The organism is Kitasatospora sp. NPDC002227, from assembly GCF_040296285.1.
Taxonomy (GTDB): domain Bacteria; phylum Actinomycetota; class Actinomycetes; order Streptomycetales; family Streptomycetaceae; genus Kitasatospora.
This window is the reverse complement of the sequence record NZ_JBEOWY010000025.1, coordinates 83,536-105,916: the sequence shown is the minus strand read 5'-3', so window position 1 is coordinate 105,916 and position 22,381 is coordinate 83,536. Positions and strand designations below refer to the sequence as shown.

The 22,381-nt window shown below is 72.8% G+C and carries 18 protein-coding genes; 13 read left to right on the top strand and 5 right to left on the bottom strand.

The window, feature by feature from the left end:
• Positions 1–51 precede the first annotated feature (51 nt).
• On the bottom strand, positions 52–807 hold the full coding sequence (locus ABT095_RS22450; RefSeq protein WP_350531244.1) for a DUF6426 family protein: 756 nt from the start codon (positions 805–807) through the stop codon (positions 52–54).
• A 679-nt stretch (positions 808–1,486) separates the two neighbouring features.
• Here ABT095_RS22450 and ABT095_RS22445 point away from each other — a divergent pair.
• The 3 genes from ABT095_RS22445 to ABT095_RS22435 all read left to right on the top strand — a co-directional run bounded on the left by ABT095_RS22445 (position 1,487) and on the right by ABT095_RS22435 (position 3,403).
• The gene (locus ABT095_RS22445; protein WP_350531243.1) at positions 1,487–1,951 is read left to right on the top strand and encodes an SAV_6107 family HEPN domain-containing protein; all 465 of its coding nucleotides are present in this window, start codon (positions 1,487–1,489) and stop codon (positions 1,949–1,951) included.
• Positions 1,952–2,030: 79 nt separating this feature from the next.
• Positions 2,031–2,783: a methyltransferase domain-containing protein gene (locus tag ABT095_RS22440; protein WP_350531242.1), complete on the top strand. Its 753-nt coding sequence runs from the start codon at positions 2,031–2,033 to the stop codon at positions 2,781–2,783.
• A 236-nt stretch (positions 2,784–3,019) separates the two neighbouring features.
• Positions 3,020–3,403, top strand: a complete 384-nt coding sequence (locus ABT095_RS22435; RefSeq protein WP_350531241.1) for an SCO2097 family morphological protein — start codon at positions 3,020–3,022, stop codon at positions 3,401–3,403.
• Between the two features lie 96 nt (positions 3,404–3,499).
• Here ABT095_RS22435 and ABT095_RS22430 read toward each other — a convergent pair whose 3' ends face one another.
• The 4 genes from ABT095_RS22430 to ABT095_RS22415 form a co-directional block, all read right to left on the bottom strand.
• A complete protein-coding gene (locus ABT095_RS22430; RefSeq protein WP_350531240.1) occupies positions 3,500–5,929 on the bottom strand; it encodes a transglutaminase TgpA family protein in 2,430 nt (809 codons plus the stop codon).
• Entirely contained in the window at positions 5,926–7,266 is a 1,341-nt protein-coding gene (locus tag ABT095_RS22425; protein ID WP_350531239.1) for a DUF58 domain-containing protein, read from the bottom strand. The genes ABT095_RS22430 and ABT095_RS22425 overlap by 4 nt, the downstream gene beginning before the upstream one ends.
• Before the next feature lie 2 nt (positions 7,267–7,268).
• Positions 7,269–8,219, bottom strand: a complete 951-nt coding sequence (locus tag ABT095_RS22420; protein WP_350531249.1) for an AAA family ATPase — start codon at positions 8,217–8,219, stop codon at positions 7,269–7,271.
• A 337-nt stretch (positions 8,220–8,556) separates the two neighbouring features.
• Complete coding sequence (locus ABT095_RS22415) at positions 8,557–9,069, bottom strand: beta-class carbonic anhydrase (RefSeq protein ID WP_350531238.1); 513 nt, start codon at positions 9,067–9,069, stop codon at positions 8,557–8,559.
• Positions 9,070–9,586: 517 nt separating this feature from the next.
• On the opposite strand from ABT095_RS22415, the gene rsmH reads away from it, so the two are divergent.
• The 10 genes from rsmH (at position 9,587) to ABT095_RS22365 (ending at position 22,088) form a co-directional block, all read left to right on the top strand.
• The gene (gene rsmH, locus ABT095_RS22410) at positions 9,587–10,558 is read left to right on the top strand and encodes a 16S rRNA (cytosine(1402)-N(4))-methyltransferase RsmH (protein ID WP_350531237.1); all 972 of its coding nucleotides are present in this window, start codon (positions 9,587–9,589) and stop codon (positions 10,556–10,558) included.
• A 39-nt stretch (positions 10,559–10,597) separates the two neighbouring features.
• Positions 10,598–11,125, top strand: a complete 528-nt coding sequence (gene ftsL / locus ABT095_RS22405; protein ID WP_502884962.1) for a cell division protein FtsL — start codon at positions 10,598–10,600, stop codon at positions 11,123–11,125.
• A gap of 109 nt (positions 11,126–11,234) precedes the next feature.
• A complete protein-coding gene (locus tag ABT095_RS22400) occupies positions 11,235–13,232 on the top strand; it encodes a peptidoglycan D,D-transpeptidase FtsI family protein (RefSeq protein WP_350531236.1) in 1,998 nt (665 codons plus the stop codon).
• The gene (locus ABT095_RS22395; protein ID WP_502884964.1) at positions 13,220–14,875 is read left to right on the top strand and encodes a UDP-N-acetylmuramoyl-L-alanyl-D-glutamate--2,6-diaminopimelate ligase; all 1,656 of its coding nucleotides are present in this window, start codon (positions 13,220–13,222) and stop codon (positions 14,873–14,875) included. The genes ABT095_RS22400 and ABT095_RS22395 overlap by 13 nt, the downstream gene beginning before the upstream one ends.
• Complete coding sequence (locus ABT095_RS22390) at positions 14,872–16,275, top strand: UDP-N-acetylmuramoyl-tripeptide--D-alanyl-D-alanine ligase (RefSeq protein ID WP_350531234.1); 1,404 nt, start codon at positions 14,872–14,874, stop codon at positions 16,273–16,275. Before ABT095_RS22395 ends, ABT095_RS22390 begins: the two co-directional genes overlap by 4 nt.
• A complete protein-coding gene (gene mraY / locus ABT095_RS22385) occupies positions 16,275–17,336 on the top strand; it encodes a phospho-N-acetylmuramoyl-pentapeptide-transferase (protein WP_350531247.1) in 1,062 nt (353 codons plus the stop codon). The genes ABT095_RS22390 and mraY overlap by 1 nt, the downstream gene beginning before the upstream one ends.
• Positions 17,333–18,742, top strand: coding sequence for a UDP-N-acetylmuramoyl-L-alanine--D-glutamate ligase (gene murD / locus ABT095_RS22380; RefSeq protein ID WP_350531246.1), 1,410 nt, complete (start codon positions 17,333–17,335; stop codon positions 18,740–18,742). Before mraY ends, murD begins: the two co-directional genes overlap by 4 nt.
• Before the next feature lie 63 nt (positions 18,743–18,805).
• The gene (ftsW, locus tag ABT095_RS22375; RefSeq protein WP_502884963.1) at positions 18,806–20,215 is read left to right on the top strand and encodes a putative lipid II flippase FtsW; all 1,410 of its coding nucleotides are present in this window, start codon (positions 18,806–18,808) and stop codon (positions 20,213–20,215) included.
• 6 nt (positions 20,216–20,221) lie between these two features.
• Positions 20,222–21,328, top strand: coding sequence for an undecaprenyldiphospho-muramoylpentapeptide beta-N-acetylglucosaminyltransferase (gene murG, locus ABT095_RS22370; RefSeq protein ID WP_350531233.1), 1,107 nt, complete (start codon positions 20,222–20,224; stop codon positions 21,326–21,328).
• Positions 21,321–22,088, top strand: coding sequence for a cell division protein FtsQ/DivIB (locus ABT095_RS22365; protein WP_350531232.1), 768 nt, complete (start codon positions 21,321–21,323; stop codon positions 22,086–22,088). The genes murG and ABT095_RS22365 overlap by 8 nt, the downstream gene beginning before the upstream one ends.
• Positions 22,089–22,381: the final 293 nt, after the last annotated feature.

Genomic DNA, 22,381 nt, shown 5'->3' with positions numbered 1-22,381 from the left:
GTGCGACGGGGAGGACCCGTCGCACCGCCGCCACGCTGGAACGGTCGGACATCAGCAGGAGACGAGCGTCCAGCCGCCGGTCGGCTGGGACACGTTCGCGTACGACGTCTCGGTCATGCCGAAGTCCGTCGTCTTGACCTGGTAAGTGAAGAGCTGGTACTCCACCTCCAGCGCAATGCCCTGGTTCGGGGGTATCACGACCTTGACCCCGAACTGCACGTCTTCCTCGGAGTTGAGATTGTGGTTGACCTGGGCCTGGAGCGCGCCCTTCGCCGAGGCCGAGAGGTTGTCGCTGTACCCGTAGCTCACCTTGTAGGTGGAGTTCGCGGTCATCTCGGCGGGCAGATTGCTGTTGTTCCTGTGGCACGGCTGCCGCACGGTCGTCTTCGCGCCCACCTTGACGACGGTGGCGGACCTCGAGCTGACCCAATCCGTCACGGCGTCCCCGCAGCAGCCCCCGCGCTCGCCCGTGGGCTCCTCCGTGGCGGGGATCCCCGGGTCGGCGACGAAGACGTAGGGCTGCTTCGGGGCCGTGATGACGACCTGCGGGAGACCCGGGACCGGGTCGCCCACGTTCCCGGCGCTGTCGTCGATGGTGTCCTCGACGGGGTTCTGGTCGCCCGGGTCTTCGGGGCTCGGGTCCGGGTCGTCGCTGCCGACGACCGGGTCGCTGAAGTGGTCGCAGTCGGACATCGCGTCTCCGCCGCAGTCGCCGGCGACTGCCAGGGTCGGGGCGACCAGCGCGGGGACGGCGGTGAGCACGGTGGCGCCGAGTGCGGCGGCGACCACGAGGTTCCTGAGGTTCATTGTCTACTTCCGGTGCGGGGAGAGCGTCCGATCGCGGCCGGGCCCACGGTGGTGGCTCGGCGGCGCGGCGAAACAGTGGCAGAGCCGTGAGGGGGTTGGCCAGGATGAATTCCAGCCACCGCACCGGCGATCCGGTCACCTTGCGCAACGGGCGTCACGGGCTGTGCGGACGCCCTGCGGGGGTGGCCGCGCCGGACCGGCCGTCCGCTGTTGAGTGGGGCACTGACGAAGCTTCCATGGAGGGGCGGTGAAGGTCGGACGGATTGGTCGAAGCATGCCAAATAGGGCCGATGGGCGGGGGGCGGTAGCTACCAGTGATCAACTTCGGTCACGCGGCGCGCACGGTACCGGTCGGTAGACTGGCTTGATCGTTTTGCAGATCGTCCGGCAACCAGGCCGCCTCCGCTGGTGGAAGCGGTGAAATGCCCGTTGGGTGCCCTGCTGGGCGCCTTGGCTGCCCGTGACATTCCGTGGCGATTCCGGCCATGTCGAGCGCGTCCGGGGCGCCGGTGACGTCGGTGGACCCGTCGGCTTGTCAGTGGCGAGAGTCACGATGGGGTTACGCGGGCCAGGCCGGCCCGTGCCGCCCGTACACGGACCGGGGGAGCAGATGACCGTCAGCCAGCCCGAGACCGCTTCACCCGTCCCTCCGCAGGGGGGTGGCGGGCACCAGCCACCGTTGCCCGAGCCGGTGCAGCCGTCGCTGCTGCCGCACGGGCGCGGGGCGGACGTGCACCCGGTACTGCTGCGGGCCTCGGCCCCGCCGGCGGCGCTGGATCTGCTGCGGCACGCGTTCGGGACGTTGGAGCGGGCGCGGGCGATGGAGGATCCGCTGCAGCGGTACGCGACGGCGCACCTGGCGGCGCTCCGGACCACGGCGGCGGTGCTGGCCGTGCGGGGGCGGCCGGAGACGAATCCGCGGCGCCGGAAGGCGATCCGCAGTGCGTGGGACGTGCTGCCGGAGGTCGCGCCGGAGCTGGCGGAGTGGGCGGTGTACTTCGCGGCGGGGGCCCGGCGGCGGGCGGCCGCGGAGGCGGGGATCTCCGGGGCGGCCAGCGCCCGCGACGCGGACGACCTGGTGCGCAACACCGCGCTGTACCTGCGGATCGTGCAGCGCCTGCTGCGCCTGGACGGCAGGCCCTGAGGGTGCGGGCGCAGGCCGGTGGCCGGTCTAAGGTTGGGGTCGTTCCGGTGTGATCACCCCTTGTGCCGAGGAGCCTGCCTTGTACCCGACGCGTCCCCAGAGTGCGCTCCGCACCGCCGTGGTGTGGGAGGTGGTGTCCGAGGCGCTGAGCCGGCGGGCCGCCGAGCTTGGCCAGCCGGTGCTCGACGTGCTGGACACCGGCGGCGGCACGGGCAACTTCGCGGTGCCCGTCGCCCGGCTGGGCCACCGGGTGACGGTGGTCGACCCGAGCCCGGACGCGCTGTTCGCGCTAGAGCGGCGGGCCGCCGAGGCCGGCGTCACCGAGCTGGTCCGGGCCGTGCAGGGGGACACCCAGACCCTGCCCGAGGTGATCACGGCCGGCTCGGTCGACGCGGTGCTCTGCCACGGCGTGCTCGAGGTGGTGGACGACCCGGCCGAGGCGCTGGGCAACCTGGCCGGGACGCTCCGCAAGGGCGGCCTGATCAGCCTGCTGGCCGCCAACCGCACCGGTGCCGTGCTGGCCCGTGCGCTGGCGGGCCACTTCACCGAGGCCCAGGCGCTGCTCGAGTCGGCCGACGGCCGCTGGGGCACGGCCGACCCGATGCCGCGCCGGTTCACCGGCGAGGAGCTCGGCGCGCTGGCGGAGGCGGCCGGGCTGCGGGTGGAGTCGGTGCACGGTGTCCGGGTCTTCGCCGACCTCGTCCCCGGTGTGCTGGTGGACACCGAGCCGGGCGCGGCCGAGGCGCTGCTCCGGCTGGAGCAGGCCGCCGCCGAGCAGCCCGCCTTCCACGCGGTGGCGACCCAGCTGCACCTGCTGGCCGCCCTGGTCTGAGCCGGTGCCCGGTGCTCGGGCACTTGTCCGCTCCGCTGGGCGTTGGGCAGCGTGCGGGACACCGCGCGGACGTGGCCCGGGCCACGCGGGTTCGACCACCCCGAACCTGGGCGGAGGACCGTATGATCTGGGTAAAGCCGGAAAGCATGACAGCCAGACGCATGGGGCATATGGACCACACAAGGCCGGGCCAGGGGTGGACTGGTTGCCCCGCGACCGACGAGTAGGAGGACTCCGTGCCGCTCTCGGAGCACGAGCAGCGACTGCTCGAGCAGATGGAGCGAGCGCTGTACGCCGAAGATCCCAAGTTCGCGTCAGCGCTTGAGGGAACCGGGCTGCGCACCTACACCCGTCGGAGGGTCTACCAGGCCGCCGCCGGGTTCGTGGTGGGCGTTGCTCTCCTGATGGGGGGCATGGTCGCTCAGCTGATCTGGGTGAGCGTCGTCGGGTTCCTGGTGATGCTGGGCTGCGCGGTCCTCGCCGTCACCGGCTGGAGGCGTGGCCCGGTCGGGCAGGGGGCAGGCGCCAAGCCGGCGTCGCCACCGCGACGAAAGGCCGGTGTGATGGACCGGATGGAGCAGCGCTGGCAACGCCGTCGGGACGAACACGACGGCATCTGAGTCGGTGGCTGCGGGCCCTTTCGGGCAGCAGTACAACGGAGACCTACCAAGAGAGGGCGGACAGTCGGTCGACTGTCCGCCCTCTTCCGTGTCCGCTCAGTCCTGCTTGCGGCGCCCCAGGTGCCCCAGGCGTCCCAGGCTCTCCAGCAGCCGCCGCAGCGGCGCGGTCGCCCGGGCCGTCGCGCGGGCGGAGGCCTCGGCGAGCCGGTCGCGGCGGGCCGCCAGCCGGTCGGCCCAGCGCCGGCGCAGCCGGGCGGTGGAGGCGGGCAGCAGGGTGGCCCGGGCCCGGGTGCGGCGGCCGGCCGCGCCCCGCAGCGCCTCGGTGGTGAGGCGGACGTCCGCGCCGAGCGGCGACTGCGGGCCCAGGTCGCGGGCGTAGAGCACCCGCTCGGTGGCCAGCGCCACCCGGCCCGCCGCGGCCTGGGCCGTGGCGTCCAGGCGCCCCGCCTCGGCGAGCCGCTGGACGGTACGGCGAGGGGTGGCCGCGTCGTCCGGCGGGATGCCGAGGTCCCAGGCGCTGTCGATCAGCTCCTCCCAGGCGGCCAGCACCTGTTCGTCGCTCAGCTCGGGCGCCCCCGGCAGGTGCCGTCCGGCGCCCAGGCGGCGCCTTCGCAGCCGCAGCCGCCACAGCATCGGCGCCAGCAGCGCCCCCACCAGCAGCAGGGTCACCGCAAAGGTGGTCAGCGCCTGCCAGGTGAGGAACCACGGGGTGTGGTGCGGGGTGACGATCACGGCCGGCTTGTCGTTGCCGCAGTCGTCGAGCTGGTGCGCCCGCACCACGCAGCTGCTGCTGGCGCTCGGCCCGCCGCTGGCCATGGCCGAGGCGGAGCCGCTGGGCGCGGCGGAGGAGGCCGACGGCGCGGGGGCCGCCTGCTCGCGGGTGTACGGGGGAGGTGAGCCGCGGCTCGGGGTGGGCTCGAAGCGCAGCCAGCCCGTACCGGCGAAGTACAGCTCCGGCCAGGCGTGGTAGTCCTCGCTGCGCTCCAGGTACTGGGTGTCACTGACCGGCTTGCCGGGGGCGAAGCCGATCGCGACCCGGGAGGGGATGCCCAGGTAGCGGGCCATCGCGGCCATCGTCCCGGCGAAGTGCACGCAGAAGCCGGTCCTGTCGGTCAGGAAGCGCACCATCGCGTTGCTGTCCGTCGAGGGGTCGACCTGCAGCTGGTAGTGGAACTCCGAGCTGGTGAACCAGTCCTGCAGTGCCACCGCCTTGTCGTAGGCGGTCAGCTTGCCGGCGGTCTGCCGGGTGGCGGCCGACGTGATCTGCGGGGGGAAGGCGGAGGGCAGGCCGCCGTAGCGCGTGATCACGTCCGGCGGCGGGGGCCCGGCCTTGCGGAGCTGCTCAGGGGTGGGCTGGAGGTCCGTGCTGACGACCTGGTAGCTGATACCGGCGATCTTCTGGCCCTTGTCCGCGACCACCTCGCGGCTGCTCGGCTCGAACCGCCAGTTGCCGCGCACCATGACCCGCTCGGCGGGGTACGGCAGCGGGAGCCACTGGGTGTCGAGCTTGTCGGTCACCGCGACCTGGGTCTGGACCGACGAGCGGGGCACCGAGTCGGCCAGACCCTCGACCGGGGGCAGGACGGAGGGCAGGGCCTGGGCCGGCTGCTTGGAAGCGGTCCAGTTGGCGCCGTCGAAGGTGTCGAGCGTGGCGATCCGCATGTACTGCTGCGAGGCGTCGCCGGTGGTCGTGAAGTTGAAGAGCGGGGTGTCGGACGGGTGGTTGAGGTTCCTGGTCAGGTTGACCACCGGGTCGAGCGAGGTCACGCCCCCGTTGCCCTTGCCGCCCGAGCCGCCGAAGCCGCCGCCGTCGATCAGGCCGAGCCCGCCGTTCGGTACGAAGACCGGCAGCACGAGCGCGCAGACCAGGGCCAGCAGGCCGATCCGGTGCCCGCTGTGCGAGAGCGGCCCCGGGGTGCCCTGGGCACCCGAGCCGTGGAAGACCCGGCCCCAGCGGGAGAGCCGGTCCTGGCCCTCGGCGAAGAGCAGCAGCAGGTAGCCGGTGGCGGCGAGCAGGAACCAGAACCACGCCCCGCCGCCCCCGGTCAGCCCGGTGCCGACCGAGTACAGCGCGAGCAGCGGGAGCCCGGCCACCGCCGCCCGGCGGAAGGTGACGGCGAGCGCGTCCACCGCGACGGCGATCAGCGCCACCGAGCCGGCCAGCACGAACTGCAGGCCGTGGGTGGAGGGCGCCGGGATGGCGTACTCGTTGATGTCGTTGCCGGCGTCGGTCAGCAGCTGGCTCACGGCCTGGGCCGTCCGGGTGCCCGGCAGCACCCCGTACGCGAGCGAGGAGCCGAGGCTGGTCACCAGGAGGGCGTAGACCACCACGAGCAGCTGGGCGAGGACGGTCAGCGCGCGGGGCAGGGCCAGCCGGCGCAGGCCGGCCCCGGCCCCGGCCGCGACGATGATCAGGAAGAAGCCCTGGCCGATCCACCCGGCGGGGTGGAGCAGCGGGGTGAGGCAGAAGGTGGCCAGTGCGGTGGCCAGGGCCGCGAAGAGGGTCAGCTTGGCGCGGGTGGTCATGAGCCGGCCTCCGTTCGGTAGGGGGCGGCCGGGGTGGCGCGGTCGGCCAGCCGCCACAGGGCGGGCAGCGAGTCGCCGGCCCGGGCGGGCAGGACCGTCCAGCCGGCCTCGCGCAGCCGCTGCTCCTCGCGGCGCTGGGCCGGGTCGGGCGTGTCGGGCAGCAGGGCGCGCAGCCCGGCCCAGGTCGGGGTGTCGAGCAGGATGGCCACGGCGGTGCCGACCTGGCGGCGCAGCCGGGCGAGGCGGTCGAGCTGCTCGTCGTCCAGGGCGCCGAGCACCGCGACCAGCAGGCCCTCGCCGCCCAGGCGCAGGACCGATTCGGCGCGGTGCAGGCCGCCGCCGTCGGAGTACCCGATCACGGCCAGCGCGTCGAGCAGCAGGCCGGCGGACTCGGCGACGGTGCCCTGGCCGCCGGCCTCCGGGCCGGGCACGGCCTGGCCGGTGTCGGTGAGCAGGCGGGTCTGGTAGCCGCGCTCCAGCAGGTGGACGCCGACCGAGGCGGCGCAGCTGACGGCCCACTCCAGCGAGGAGGCCGGTCCGCTGCCCCGGTGGGCGATCTCGCGGGTGTCGAGCAGCACGGTGGCGCGGGCCCGCAGGGGCTGTTCCTCGCGGCGCACCATCAGCTCGCCGTAGCGGGCGGTGGACTTCCAGTGCACCCGGCGCAGGTCGTCGCCGTGCCGGTACTCGCGGGGGATGACGTCATCGTCGCCGGCCAGGGCCAGCGTGCGGTTGTGGCTCTCGCCGTGGCCGGCGGACTCGCCGGGCAGCCGCACCGGCGGCAGGCTCTGCACCTGCGGCACCACGGTGAGCACGTCGGCGGCGCTGAAGGCCCGGGTGAGCTCGCACATGCCGAACGGATCGGCCACCCGCAGCTGGAGCGGCCCCAGCGGGTAGCGCCCGCGCAGGTCCGAGCGGACCCGGTAGGAGACCTCGCGGAAGCCGCGCGGCTCGACCCGGTCCAGCACGAAGCGCGGGCGCGGCCCGAGCACGTACGGCACCTTGTCCTCGAGCAGCAGCAGGCCGGTGGGGACGCGGGAGACGTTGTCCAGCCGCAGGTGCACCCGGGCCTCCTGGCCGGCGGCGGCCCGGTGCGGGGTGAGGCGGCGGCCGGAGGCGACCCGGTAGCGGGTGCGCAGTAGCAGCGCGGCGGAGATCAGCGGCAGGGCGGCGAGCAGCATGCCGACCTGGAGCAGGGCGTCCTGTCCGAAGACGTACGCGCAGAGCACGGCGGTGATCCCGGCGGCGAGGAAGGAGCGGCCCCGGGTGGTCAGGCCGCGCAGGCCCTGGCGCAGCCCGGAGACCTGGCCGGTGCGGCCGGGCTTCTCGGTCCGGTCCACCGTCAGGCCCGGCCCTGCGGGCGGGGGATGGGCAGCCGGGCGACCAGGTCCTGGACGATCTGCTCGGCGGAGCGGCGGCTCAGCTGGGTCTCGGCGGTGGGGATCAGGCGGTGGGCCAGCACCGGCACGGCCAGGGCCTGGATGTCGTCGGGCAGCACGTAGTCGCGGCCGTCCAGGGCGGCGGCCGCGCGGGCGGCCCGGACCAGGTGCAGGGTGGCGCGGGGGGAGGCGCCCAGGCGCAGCTCGTGCGAGGTGCGGGTGGCCGCGACCAGTTCGACGGCGTAGCGGCGGACCGGGTCGGCCACGTGGACGGTGCGGACGACCTCGATCAGCTTGAGGATGTCGTGCGCGTGGGCGACCGGCTGCAGGTCGTCCAGCGGGTTGGCGCCGCCGTGCAGGTCGAGCATCTGGAACTCGGCCTCGGCGCTCGGGTAGCCGATCGAGATCCGGGCCATGAAGCGGTCGCGCTGGGCCTCGGGGAGGGCGTAGGTGCCCTCCATCTCCACCGGGTTCTGAGTGGCGACGACCATGAACGGCGAGGGCAGCTCGTAGCTGGTGCCGTCGACGGTGACCTGGCGCTCCTCCATCGACTCCAGGAGGGCGGACTGGGTCTTCGGCGAGGCGCGGTTGATCTCGTCGCCGACCACGATCTGGGCGAAGATCGCGCCCGGGCGGAACTCGAAGTCGCGGCGGTTCTGGTCGAAGACGCTGGTGCCGGTGACGTCGGAGGGCAGCAGGTCGGGGGTGAACTGGATGCGGCGCACCGTGCAGTCCAGGGACTTCGCGAGTGCCTTCGCGAGCATGGTCTTGCCGACCCCGGGGACATCCTCCAGGAGCAGGTGGCCCTCGGCGAGCAGGACCGTGAGGGCGATCCGGACGGCCTCCGGCTTGCCCTCGATGACGCTCTCCACGGAGGCCCGGACGCGCTCGACCACTGCGCTCAGCTCGTGCAGCCCGGCGGGGCGGCCCCCGCCGCCGCCTGCTGCGGTGGTCTGTCCGTTGAACGTCGTCACGCTTGTGCTCCCAGCCCTGTGTCCCCCGGCTCCCCCATTACGGGCCGGTCCATCCCGCGCATTCTCCACCGACGGGCGGCCGAAAGTCACCCACACGAATGACTTGCACCATTCAGGGGCGCGGGGAACCGCGCGAAGCGGTGGGCCGCAGGCCGTGCATGGTCGGCAGCGCAGTTCCCCGCGCCCCGGGACAGTGCAACTGGATCTCTGCGGAAGTCGGCAGGTCGGCTTCTTCCGACTTCGCGCAGTTCCCCGCGCCCCTGGCTTCTACCGAACGTCAGTGGATTTCGCGGAGCAGCCCGGTGTGGACGTCGAAGACGAAGCCGCGGACGTCGTCGGTGTGGAGCAGGAAGGGTGAGGTCCGGACTCGCTGCATGGACTGGCGGACGTCGCCGTCGAGGTCGACGAAGGCTTCGACGGCCCACTGGGGGCGCTGGCCGACCTCGAGTTCGAGTTCGCGGCGGAAGTCCTCGGTGAGGCCGAGGAGGCCGCAGCCGGTGTGGTGGATGAGGGCGATCGAGCGGGTGCCCAGGGCGCGCTGGCTGATGGTGAGCGAGCGGATGGTGTCATCGGTGACCACTCCGCCGGCGTTGCGGATGACGTGGGCGTCGCCGAGCTCCAGCCCGAGCGCGGCGAACAGGTCGAGGCGGGCGTCCATGCAGGCCACCACGGTGACCTTCTGGACGGGTCGGGCGTCCATGCCACCGTCCTCGAAGTGCACGGCGTAGGCACGGTTCGACGCGACGAAGCGGTCGATGATGGTGGCGTGCTCGGTGGTGGGCTCAGTCATACCGCTGACGCTAATGGGATCGAGGCCGTAGCGGTGACGGCGGGGAGCAGCTGCTTCGCCGGTGTGACGGAGCACATAGCGGGGCGCAGGGGGCGCACGCGGGAATTCGGCGGACTTGTCCGGATCTGTCCCGGCGTGCGGGGAGCGGCACGCGGCCCTGCGCAGAGTGCCGTCCGGCGGCCGCGGCAGGGCTGCGACCTGCGAGGACGGATACCTCCGCCCGGGTGGTGCGCCGTCGCGGACGATTGACTCGGACCCCTGCCGCGATAGAGTTGCCGCGCAGTGGAGCACACCCGCCGCGCGCCGTCAACCGCGCGCCGAGGGGCGCCCGGCGCGTACGCAGCCCGTGGCCTCCACCCGCTCCGTGGCCACCCGGCGCACCTTCCCCGGTGCCTGGCGGTCACTCCTTCCCCAGGCGAGCGGGCGGGGACCACGGGCGGCGTGCGGGGAACCGCTCGCGGTGGGCCAAAATGGGGCGGTCACCTCCGCTGATCACCGAAGAAGGGCGCCACCGCGCATGAACACCGAAGACCCGGCAGGCAAGCACGTCTCGGTGATGCTGCAGCGCTGTGTGGACGCGCTGGCCCCCGCGATCTCCGCGCCCGGCGCGGTGGTGGTGGACTGCACGCTCGGCCTCGGCGGCCACAGCGAGGCACTGCTCACCCAGTTCCCCGAAGTCCGGCTGGTCGCCACCGACCGGGACCCGTCGGCCCTGCGGCTGGCCGGGCAGCGGCTGGAGCGCTTCGGCGACCGCGCGACGCTGGTGCACGCCGTCTACGACGAGCTGCCGCAGGTACTCGAGCGGCTCGGGATCGACCAGGTGCAGGGCATCCTCTTCGACCTCGGGGTCTCCTCGATGCAGCTGGACGAGGCCGAGCGCGGCTTCGCCTACGCGCAGGACGCGCCGCTGGACATGCGGATGGACCAGACCCGGGGGCAGACCGCCGCCGACGTGCTGAACACCTACAGCCACGGGCAGCTGGCGCACATCCTCAAGTTCTTCGGCGAGGAGCGGTTCGCCGGGAAGATCGCCTCGGTGATCGTCCGCGAGCGGGAGAAGGAACCGTTCACCACCAGCGCGCGTCTGGTGGAGTTGGTGAGGAACGCCATTCCGGCCGCCACCCGGCGCACCGGGGGCAACCCGGCCAAGCGGACCTTCCAGGCGCTGCGGATCGAGGTCAACGGCGAGCTGGAGGTGCTTGACCGGGCGATCCCGGCGGCGCTCGACGTGCTCGCCCTCGGCGGCCGGATCGCGGTGATGTCCTTCCAGTCGCTGGAGGACCGGCTGGTGAAGCAGCACTTCGCCGCCGCCGCGACCAGCACCGCGCCGCCCGGGCTGCCGATCGTGCCGGAGGAGCACCAGCCCTGGCTGAAGCTGCTCACCCGGGGGGCCGAGCTGCCCACCGAGGAGGAGATCGAGGAGAACCGGCGCGCCGCGTCCGTGCGGCTGCGCGTGGCGGAGAGGATCAGGAACACCCCCCGGGCCTGATCGGGGTGACGGGGGCGGGAACGGCGAGGGAGAAGAGCGGTGCCGGTGGTCGGCGGGAAGACCCGGGACAGGGCGGTCCCCGGGCAGGGGGGCAGGCCCCGGCTGAACGTCCGGATCGCGGTGCGGCCCGCGCGGGGGCGGGTGCCGTTCGTGGTCCTGGTGGTGGCGCTGCTCTCGGGCGGGCTGCTCGGGCTGCTGGCGCTCAACACCGCGCTCAACGAGGGCACCTTCGAGCTCTCCAGGCTGCAGAAGCAGACCACCGAGCTGACGGACCAGCAGCAGACCCTGCAGAAGCAGATCGACCAGGGCGCGGCGCCCGACGCACTCGAGCGCCGCGCCCGCGAGCTCGGCATGGTGCCCGGCGGCGACCCGGCCTTCCTGACCGACGACGGCAAGGTCCTCGGCAAGCCCGGCCAGGCGAGTGACGGGCCGCCCGTGCCCCGTACCAACAACCAGCTCTGGGGGCAGCCGACGGTTGCCCCGTCGCCGAGCGCGGTGCCCGGTGACGGCGCCGGGGTGCAGATCGCCACGGCTCCGCCGGTTACGGCTGGGGGGACGGCGCGGTGAAGCACGTGCAACTTGCTCCTGCGGGCCGGGCGGCCGTCCGTACCTTCCGGATTCGCGCAGTTCCCCGCGCCTCTGAGGGGTCGCCGCCCCAGCTCGGGGGTGCGGCCCGATGAGTACTCCGCGTCAGCCTTCCCGTCCCCGTCCCCGTCCCCGTCCGCCGCACCCGCGTGGTGCCGCCCCCCGGCCGCGGCCGGCCGCGCCGCGGCGGCCGGCGCCGCAGCCGCCGAAGGCGATCCGGTTGGCGGATTCGAAGCGGCGGTTGCGGTTGGTGACGTTCACGCTCGGGTTGGTGCTGACGGTGTTCGCCGGGCGGCTGGTGCAGTTGCAGCTGCTGGACTCGGACCAGTTGGCGGCCGGGGCGGTGGCGAACCAGTACGTGGACCTGCCGGTCCCGGCCGAGCGCGGATCGATAACGTCCGCCGACGGGGTGGTGCTGGCCGCCACCGTGGACGCGTACGACGTCGTCGGTGACCCGACCCTGTACGCCCCCGACAAGCTGCACGTCCCCGACGGGCCGGAGCAGGCCGCCGCGCTGCTCGCGCCGATCCTCGGCCGGACCAAGGAGCAGCTCGCGGCGGCCCTGCACACTCCCAAGACCCGCTGGGTGATGCTCGCGCCCCGGCAGAGCCCGGAGACCAAGAAGCAGATCGCCGACCTGCGCACCGAGCTGGCCAAGCAGGCTGACACCAAGGCCTGCCGGGCCCAGAAGGCGCTGCTCGGCAAGCCCGCCGACCAGGGCGGCCGGCAGTACCTGGACGCCGCCTGCGTCAACCCGCTGGCGGGGGTGAGCCCGACCGAGACCAAGCGGCGGACCTACCCGGCGGACGGTCTGGCGGCCAACCTGGTGGGCTTCACCAACGCGGACGGCATCGGCACCGGCGGTCTGGAGCTGCAGTACGAGAAGGAGCTGGCCGGCCGGGCGGGCCGGGCCACCGGGGCCTCGGTGGGGGGCCGGGCGGTGGCCACCGGCAGCGGCAGCCTGCCCGCGGTGCCCGGCAGCGACCTGCGGCTGACCATCGACCAGGACATCCAGTGGGCCGCCCAGCGGGCGATCACCGACCAGGTGGCCAACGCCGGGGCGGAGAAGGGGTACGTGATCGTCCAGGACGTGAAGACCGGTCAGGTCCTGGCGATGGCCACCTCCCCGGGCTTCAACCCCAACGACCTGGCGCACGCCAGCAACTCCCAGCTGGGCAACCCGGCGGTGCAGGACGCGTACGAGCCCGGCTCGACCGCCAAGCTGATGACCATGGCGGCCGTGCTCGACACCGGCACGGCCAACTGGGACGCCCATGTCACGGTGCCCAACACCCTGCAGCGCTCGGACCGGGTCTTCCACGACGACGTGGACCACGAGACCTGGTACCTGACGCTGGCCGGGGTGCTGGCCAAGTCCTCCAACATCGGCACCATCGAGGCGGCCGAACACCTGGGCAAGACCCAGCCGGAGGCCAACCAGGTGCTCGGCGACTACCTGCACCGGTTCGGGATCGGGCAGCCGACCGGGATCGGCTTCCCCGGGGAGACCAAGGGCATCCTGGCCAAGCCGGAGGACTGGAAGGGCTCGCAGCAGTTCACCATCCCGTTCGGCCAGGGCCTGAGCGTGAACGCCCTGCAGGCGACCTCGGTCTTCTCCACCATCGCCAACGGCGGGGTGCGGGTGGCGCCGAGCCTGCTGGCCGGCACCACCGGGCCGGACGGGCGGTACGTGCCCGCCCCGCCCGGGGCTGAGACCAGGGTGGTGAAGCCGGAGACGGCCAAGACGCTGACTGAGATGCTGGAGTCCGTCGTCACCGACGAGCAGGGCACCGGCAACAAGGCCCAGATCCCGGGCTACCGGGTCGCCGGGAAGACCGGAACGGCCAACCGGGTGGACCCCAAGACCGGCAAGTACTCCGGCTACACCGCCTCCTTCATCGGCTTCGCGCCGGCCGAGGCACCCCGGGTCACCGTCTCCTGCGTGATCCAGGACCCGGTGAACGGCCACTTCGGCGGTCAGCTCTGCGGGCCGGTGTTCAAGCAGGTGATGGAGTTCACGCTGAAGACCCTGCAGGTCGCGCCCAGCGGCAGCGAGGCGCCCAACCTGCCCGTCGACTGGAAGCCCTGACAAGGGACGGCTCCGCTCAAGGTGATGATATGAACGCGCTCGACCCGTCCCGGTTTGGCCCTGGGGCCCCTTCGGCCGATAGCCTGCCCGCCGTGCCGAAACCCGATCAAATCTCCGCAAGCCCCCCGCGCCCGAGCGCCCGGGTGGCCACGCCGCTCGCCGAGGTGGCCCGCCTGCTCGGCCTGCCCCCCGTCGAGGGCGGCCCGGTCACCGGCATCACCCACGACTCCCGCGCGGTGCGCCCGGGCGACGTCTACGTCGCCTTCGGCGGCGCCAACGCGCACGGGGCGAGCTTCGCCGGCCAGGCCGCCGAGGCCGGGGCGGTGGCACTGCTGACCGACGCGGCCGGGGCCGAGCTGGCGGCCGGCAGCGGCTTGCCGGTGCTCCTGGTGGAGAGCCCGCGCGCCGTGATGGGCGAGCTGGCCGCCGAGCTCTACCGGCACCCGGCCGAGCGGCTGCTGACCATCGGTCTGACCGGCACCAACGGCAAGACCACCACCTCGTACCTGGTCGAGGGCGGCCTGCGCGGTGCGGGCAGGCTGCCCGGCGTGATCGGCACCGTGGAGATGCGGGTCGGCGAGGAGCGGATCAAGAGCCAGCACACCACGCCGGAGTCCACCGACCTGCACGCCGTGCTGGCCGTGATGGGCGAGCGCGGCGCCGACGCGCTGGTCATGGAGGTCTCCAGCCACGCGCTGGTCTACGGCCGGGTGGACGGGGTCGTCTACGACGTCGCGCTGTTCAACAACCTCACCCCCGAGCACCTGGACTTCCACCCCGACATGGAGGACTACTTCCGCGCCAAGGCCCGGCTGTTCCAGCCGGACAAGGCCCGGCGCGGGGTGGCCAACTTCGACGACGCGTACGGCCGCCGGCTGGCCGCCGAGGCCCCGATCCCGGTGGCCACCTTCTCGGCCAAGGGCGCGGAGGCCGCCGACTGGCGGGCCGTGGACGTGCAGCTCGGCCCGATCGGCTCGACCTTCCGGGTGCTCGGGCCCGGCGGTGCCCAGGCCGACGCCTCGGTGCCGCTGCCGGGTGAGTTCAACGTCTCCAACGCGCTCGGCGCGATCGCCGCGCTGGTGACCGCCGGGCTGCCGCTCGCCGAGGCCGTGGCCGGGGTGGCCGCCGTCCCGGGCGTGCCCGGCCGGCTGGAGCGGGTGGACGCCGGGCAGCCGTACGTCGCCGTGGTCGACTACGCCCACAAGCCGGACGCCCTCAAGGCCGTCCTGGAGTCGCTGCGCGAGGTGACCAAGGGCCAGCTGCACGTGGTGGTCGGCTGCGGCGGGGACCGCGACCCCTTCAAGCGCGCCCCGATGGGCGGCATCGCCGCCCGCCTGGCCGACACCGCCGTGCTGACCAGCGACAACCCGCGCTCCGAGGACGCCCTGGCGATCCTCGCCACCATGCTCGGCGGCGCCGTCGAGGTGCCCGAGGCCGAGCGCGGCGAGGTGCTCGTGCTGCCCGACCGCGCCGAGGCCATCGCGCGGGCCGTGGCCCGCGCGCACGCGGGGGACACCATCCTGGTCGCGGGCAAGGGCCACGAGGTGGGGCAGTACGTCAAGGGGGAGAACCGCCCGTTCGACGACCGAGAGGTGCTGCGCGAGGCCATCGCGCACGCCGTCCGAGGAGCCAAGCACCAGTGATCGCACTCACTCTCGCCGAGATCGCCGAGGCCGTCGGCGGCACCCTGGACAGCGCCGACCCGGCCGCTCTCGTCACCGGCCCGGTCGACCGCGACTCGCGGCTGATGGGCCCCGGCGGCCTGTTCGCCTGCGTGGTCGGCGAGCGGGTGGACGGGCATGACTTCGCCGCCCGCGCGGTGGAGCTCGGCGCCGTCGCCGTGCTGGCCACCCGCCCGGTGGGGGTGCCCGCCGTGCTGGTCGAGGACGTGCTCGCCGCGCTCGCCAAGCTCGGCCGCGCCGTCGTCGACCGGGCCCCGCAGGTCTCGGTGGTGGGCCTGACCGGCTCGGTCGGCAAGACCAGCGCCAAGGACCTGATCGCCCAGGTGCTGGCCAAGCAGGGCGAGACCGTCTTCACCGAGGGCTCGCTCAACAACGAGATCGGCGCCCCGCTGACGGCGATGAAGGTCTCCGACACCACCCGGCACCTGGTGCTCGAGATGGGCGCCCGGCACAAGGGCGACATCGCCTACCTGACCACCGTCGCGCCGCCCACCGTCGGCCTGGTGCTCAACGTCGGCACCGCGCACGTCGGCGAGTTCGGCTCCAAGGCCGCCATCGCCGAGGCCAAGGGCGAGCTGGTCGAGGCCCTCACCAGCGAGGGAACCGCCGTGCTCAACGCCGACGATCCGCTGGTGCGGGCGATGGCCGAGCGCACCAAGGCCCGCGTGCTGCTGTTCGGCGAGAGCCCGGAGGCCGAGATCCGGGCCACCGGCGTTCGCCTGGACTCCACCGGCCGGCCATCGTTCACACTCGTCACCCCAGCCGGTTCCGCACCGGTACAGCTGCGCCTGTACGGTGAGCACCACGTCTCGAACGCCCTCGCCGCCGCAGCGGTGGCGGCGGCGCTCGGCATGTCCGTCGACGACACCGCCGCCGCCCTGGGCGAGGCGGGTGCGCTGTCCCGCTGGCGCATGGAGGTCGTCGACCGGGCCGACGGTGTCACCGTCGTCAACGACGCCTACAACGCCAACCCGGAGTCCATGCGGGCGGCGCTGCGGGCGCTGGTGTCGATCGGCGGCCGTGGCCCGGAGCGCCGCCGCACCTGGGCGGTGCTCGGTGAGATGCGGGAGCTCGGCGAGGACAGCCTCGACGAGCACGACGCCATCGGGCGCCTCGCCGTCCGTCTGGACGTCACCAAGCTGGTGGCGGTCGGCGGCCGGGACGCGGCCTGCATGGAACTGGGCGCGAGGAACGAAGGTTCGTGGGGTGAGGAGTCGGTGCTGGTGTCCGACGCGGACGCGGCGGTCGAGCTGCTGCGCGGTCAGCTGCGGCCTGGGGACGTGGTGCTGGTGAAGGCGTCCCGTTCGGTGGGTCTGGAGCGGGTCGCCGAGGCGCTACTGGCTGATGGAGCCGCCCAATGATGAAGCAGATCCTCATCGCGGGCATGATCGGCCTGGTGCTCTCGCTCCTCGGCACGCCCGCGCTGATCAAGCTCCTGGCCAAGAACGGCTACGGCCAGTTCATCCGCGACGACGGCCCCCGGGCCCATGCCAGCAAGCGCGGTACCCCCACCATGGGTGGCATCGCCTTCATCCTGGCCACTCTGGTCGCCTATTTCGTCACCAAGGCCGTCTCCGGCCAGTCGCCGACCGCCTCCGGGCTGCTGGTGCTGTTCCTGACGGTGGGTCTGGGCCTGGTCGGCTTCCTGGACGACTACATCAAGGTGGTCAAGCAGCGCTCGCTGGGCCTGCGGGCCAAGGCGAAGCTGTTCGGCCAGTCCTTCGTGGGTATCGCGTTCGCCGTCCTGTCGCTGCAGTTCCACGACGCCCGGGGCATCACCCCGGCGTCCACGAACCTGTCGTTCGTCCGGGACTTCAGCTGGTCGGTCGGGCCGGTGCTGTTCGTCATCTGGGCGTACTTCATGATCGCCGCGATGTCGAACGGCGTGAACCTCACCGACGGTCTGGACGGTCTGGCGACCGGTGCCTCGGTGATGGTCTTCGGTGCCTACGTCTTCATCGGCGTCTGGCAGTACGGCCAGAGCTGCGCCTACATGGCCAAGGCAACCGCCGACTGCTACGAAGTCCGTGACCCGCTGGACCTGGCGGTCGTGGCGGCGGCACTGATGGGCTCCTGCTTCGGCTTCCTGTGGTGGAACACCTCGCCCGCCAAGGTCTTCATGGGCGACACCGGTTCGCTGGCCCTCGGCGGCGCGCTGGCCGGGCTCGCGATCTGCTCGCGGACCGAGATGCTGCTCGCCCTGCTCGGCGGCCTCTTCGTGATCATCACCCTCTCGGTGATCATCCAGGTCGGCTCGTTCCGGATGACCGGCAAGCGCGTCTTCAAGATGGCCCCGCTGCAGCACCACTTCGAGCTCAAGGGCTGGAGCGAGGTGCTGATCGTGGTCCGGTTCTGGATCATCCAGGGCCTCTGCGTGGCCGTCGGCCTCGGCCTCTTCTACGCGGGGTGGGTGACGCAGTGACGGACTTCGCCGGTCTCCGGGTGGTCGTGGCGGGCCTCGGCCTGTCCGGGGTGAGCGCGGCCCGGGTGCTGCGCGACCTCGGCGCCGAGGTCACCGTGGTGGACGGCGGCGACAGCCCCGCGCTGCGCGAGCGGGTCGCCGAGCTGGGTGTCTCCGCCCAGCTGGGCGACGGCGAGACGCTGCCGAAGGGCACCGAGCTGATCGTCACCTCGCCCGGCTGGCCGCCGAACAGCCCGCTGTTCCTGGCGGCCGAGGCGGCCGGGGTGCCGATCTGGGGCGACGTCGAGCTGGCCTGGCAGCTGCGCAAGCCGCTGCCGGAGACCGGCGAGCCGGCCCCCTGGCTGGCCGTCACCGGCACCAACGGCAAGACCACCACCGTGCAGATGCTCGCCTCGATCCTCACCGCGGCGGGCAAGCGGACGGCCGCCGTCGGCAACGTCGGCGTCTCCGTCCTGGACGCGGTCCTCGCCGAGGAGCCGTACGACGTGCTCGCCGTCGAGCTCTCCAGCTACCAGCTGCACTGGGCCCCCTCGCTGCGGCCGCACTCGGCCGTGGTGCTCAACCTGGCGCCCGACCACCTCGACTGGCACGGCTCGATGGAGGCGTACGCCGCCGACAAGGGCCGGATCTACCAGGGCAACCAGGTCGCCTGCGTCTACAACCTGGCCGACCCGGCCACCGAGGCGCTGGTCATGGAGGCCGACGTCGAGGAAGGCTGCCGGGCCATCGGCTTCGGCCTCGGCTCGCCCGCACCCTCCAACTTCGGTGTGGTCGAGGGCCTGCTGGTCGACCGGGCGTTCGCCCCCGACCGGCAGAAGAACGCCGCCGAGATCGGCGCCGTCGAGGACGTCCAGCCGCCCGCCCCGCACAACATCACCAACGCCCTGGCCGCCGCCGCGCTGGCCCGTGCGTACGGGGTGGACACCAAGGCCGTCCGCGACGGCCTGCGGGCGTTCCGGCCGGACGCCCACCGCATCGCGCAGGTCGCCGTGGTGGACGGCGTCACGTACATCGACGACTCCAAGGCGACCAACACCCACGCGGCGGCCGCCTCGCTGGCGGCCTACGAGCCCGTGGTGTGGATCGCGGGCGGCCTGGCCAAGGGCGCGACCTTCGACGAGCTGGTGGCGGGAGCGGCCTCGCGGCTGCGGGCCGTTGTGCTGATCGGGGCCGACCGGGAGCTGATCCGCCAGGCGCTGGCGCGACACGCGCCGGATGTCCCGGTGGTCGAGGCCGCCACCGGCCAGACTGGGGCGGCGGCCATGGCCGAGATCGTCCGCACGGCCGCCGGACTCGCCCGAACGGGTGACACCGTCCTGCTCGCCCCGGCCTGCGCCTCGATGGACATGTTCACCAACTACGGCGAACGGGGCGACCTCTTCGCAGAGGCGGTAGGGCACCTCTAGGGGCGCGAGGAACTGCGCGGGTCAGTCGGCAGCACGTGCAACTTGCTCACGGAGCCCGACCGACTGCCCGCCTCTTCCGACTCGCGCAGTTCCCCGCGCCCCTGGGGTGCTGCCCCAATTCAGCAACGAGGAGTCAGCGTGGCCGGGCCACCGTCGAAACTGCGCGTGATCTCGGCGACGACCACTGTCTTCAAGTCGGCCGGGCCGCTCGGGCGGCTGGCTGCGTTCCGCGGCCGGATCGGGTACCTGCTGGCGCGGCCGCTGGCGCCGTACTACCTGATCCTGGGCGCGAGCATGCTGCTCGTGGTCCTCGGGCTGGTGATGGTGTTCAGCTCCTCGCAGATCCTGGTGATGCAGCGTCACCTGCCGATCACCTTCTTCTTCCGCAAGCAGCTGGTGGCCGTGCTGCTGGGCGGCGCCATGCTCCTCGTCCTGGCGAGAATGCCGCTCAAGCTGCTCCGCGCCCTGGTGTATCCCGCCCTCTGCGTGGTGATCGGGGCCCTGGTGCTGGTCGCCATCCCGGGCATCGGCCAGCAGGTCAACGGCAACCGGAACTGGATCAACCTGGGCTTCTTCCAGATCCAGCCCTCCGAGTTCGCCAAACTGGCGCTGGTGCTCTGGGGCGCCGACCTGCTCGCGCGCAAGCAGAAGACCGGGCTGCTCGACCAGTGGAAGCACCTGCTGGTGCCCCTGGTGCCCGGCACCCTGCTGCTCATGATGCTGATCATGATCGGTGGCGACATGGGCACCACGATGATCCTGATCGCGATGCTGTTCGGCCTGCTCTGGATGGTCGGAGCCCCGCTGCGGCTGTTCGGCGCGACGCTCGGCATCGCCGTGGTGGCCTGCACCGCGCTGATCATCACCGTGCCGCACCGGCTCGACCGCCTCGCCTGCATCGGCGTCACCAAGCCCGACCCGAACCTGAACTGCTTCCAGGCCCTGCACGGCCTGTACGCCCTCGCGGCGGGCGGCCTCTTCGGCTCGGGCCTCGGCGCCGGGGTGGAGAAGTGGGGTCAGTTGCCGGAGGCGCACACCGACTTCATCTTCGCCGCCACCGGCGAGGAACTCGGCCTGGTGGGGACGCTGTCAGTTCTCGGTCTCTTCGCGGCACTAGGCTACGCGGGTATCCGTGTGGCCATCAGCACGAAGGACCCCTTCGTCAGGTACGCCGCGGGAGCCGCCACCACGTGGATCATGGCGCAGGCCATGATCAACCTGGGGTCGGCACTGGGACTCTTCCCCATCGCGGGTGTCCCGCTCCCGCTGTTCTCCTACGGCGGGTCCGCCATGCTGTCGGCCCTGTGCGCCATCGGGGTGCTGCTCTGCTTCGCACGCAGCACGCCGGGAGCCAGGGCGGCCCTGGCCACAAGGAACAAGAACACCCGGCTCAGGACACGCCTGGCCCGGGTGCTGCCACGACGACGAACCACAGCGCGCCCTGCTCCCCGGCCGGCGCGCAGGGAGCGGTGAATTTCGGTGCATGTCGTACTCGCCGGCGGCGGGACCGCCGGTCACATCGAACCGGCCCTCGCCCTCGCGGACGCCCTCCGCAGGCACGACCCGACCATCGGGATCACCGCCCTCGGCACCGAGCGCGGCCTGGAGACCCGCCTGGTGCCCGAGCGCGGCTACCAGCTGGAGCTGATCCCGGCCGTACCGCTGCCCCGCAAGCCCACCCCCGAGCTGATCACCGTGCCCGGCCGCCTGCGCGGCACCGTCCGGGCCGCCCAGGAGATCATCGAGCGGGTCAAGGCCGACGTGGTGGTCGGCTTCGGCGGCTACGTCGCGATGCCCGCGTACCTGGCGGCCAAGCGCGCCGGGGTGCCGATCGTGGTGCACGAGGCCAACGCCCGCCCGGGTCTGGCCAACAAGATCGGCGCCCGGTACAGCGACTTCGTCGCCGTCTCGACCCCGGACTCCAAGCTGCGCGACTCGCGGTACATCGGCATCCCGCTGCGCCGCACCATCGCCACCCTGGACCGGGGCGCGGTGCGCCCGGAGGCCCGGCACTACTTCGGCCTCGACCAGCGCCTGCCCACCCTGCTGGTCTCCGGCGGCTCGCAGGGCGCCCGCCGCCTGAACGAGACCGTCCAGGCGATCGCCCCCCGGCTCCAGCAGTACGGCGTGCAGATCCTGCACGCGGTGGGCCCGAAGAACGAGCTGCCGGTGATCGACGACATCCCCGGGATGCCGCCGTACCGCGCGGTGCCGTACGTGGACCGGATGGACCTCGCCTACGCCGCCGCCGACCTGATGCTCTGCCGGGCCGGCGCGATGACGGTGGCCGAGCTGGCCGCCGTCGGCCTGCCCGCCGCCTTCGTGCCGCTGCCGATCGGCAACGGCGAGCAGCGGCTGAACGCCCAGCCGATGGTCAAGGCGGGCGGCGGTCTGCTGGTGGACGACGCCGAGCTGACCCCGGACTGGGTGCTCTCGAACGTGCTGCCGGTGCTCACCAACCCGCAGAAGCTGTGGGAGATGAGCAACGCCGCCGCCGCGTTCGGCCGCCGGGACGCGGACGACCTGCTGGTGCGGATGGTCTACGAGGCCGTCGCCGCTGCCCGTGGTGGCCGACGCCGTGGCTGAGACCGGGCCCGCCGACGACTGGGACGAGGAGGAGCCGGCCCTGCCCCGGCTCCGGCTCTCCCGGCGCGGGGTGGTGGTGCTGAGCGTGCTCGGCGCGCTGCTCGCCGGCGGGCTCGGCTGGCTGGTCTTCTTCTCCTCGGTCCTGGACGTGCGCTCGGTCGCCGTCCAGGGCCTGGAGAGTGGTCAGCTGACGAACGACCAGGTCGCCGCCGCGCTCGGGGACGCCACCCACGGCCCGCTGGCCCGGGTCGACCTGGGTGCGGCCGAGCGCCGGGTGGCGGCCGTCCCCCGGGTGGCCAAGGCCGAGATCTGGCGCGGCTGGCCGCACACCCTGCGGGTCAAGCTGGTGGAGCGCAAGCCGGTGGCCGCCGTCAAGTCCGAGGACGGCACATTCACCCAGGTCGACGCCGACGGGGTGAGCTTCGCCACCGGGCCGACCGCCCCCGCCGGAGTGCCGGTGGTGGAGCTGGCCCTCAGTCAGCAGGCGAACGAATCCCTTGGGGTGATCTCCCGTCCGGAGCTGGTCCGGGCCGCCGTGACGGTGGCCGCGGGCCTCCCGGAGGCGGTCGCCAAGCGGGCCGGAGCGGTTCGGGTGTACTCGTACGACGACATCGAACTGCAGCTCAGCGACGGTGTGGTGGTGCGCTGGGGGAGTGCGGACCGCACCGGGCGAAAGGCCAAGGTGCTGACGGCGCTGCTCGGTCAGAAGGCCACGAACTATGACGTGAGTGCGCCGGAGGCGCCTGCGGTGTCCTCTTGATCGGGTAAGTTCTAGGGCTGAGGGTGGGGTTGACGCAGTCTTGGCCGCGGCTCGACCCTTGGTGGTCACCCCGGTTTCACCGGGTGGTCGATGATCACATAGGCTCAAAAGAAAAAAGGGACGCTCGGCGTGTTCGTTGAACACCCGGCCTCGTCCGACCTAGTGTCAACTGGCACAGACACATAGGTAACTCTAAAGCTCAAGTTTAGGGTTCGGGTCGGTGGTCGGAATTTCGGACATACGGTCACGAATCCGCGCTCCCACCCATCGACATCCGTCGGTTCTCCGTTCCC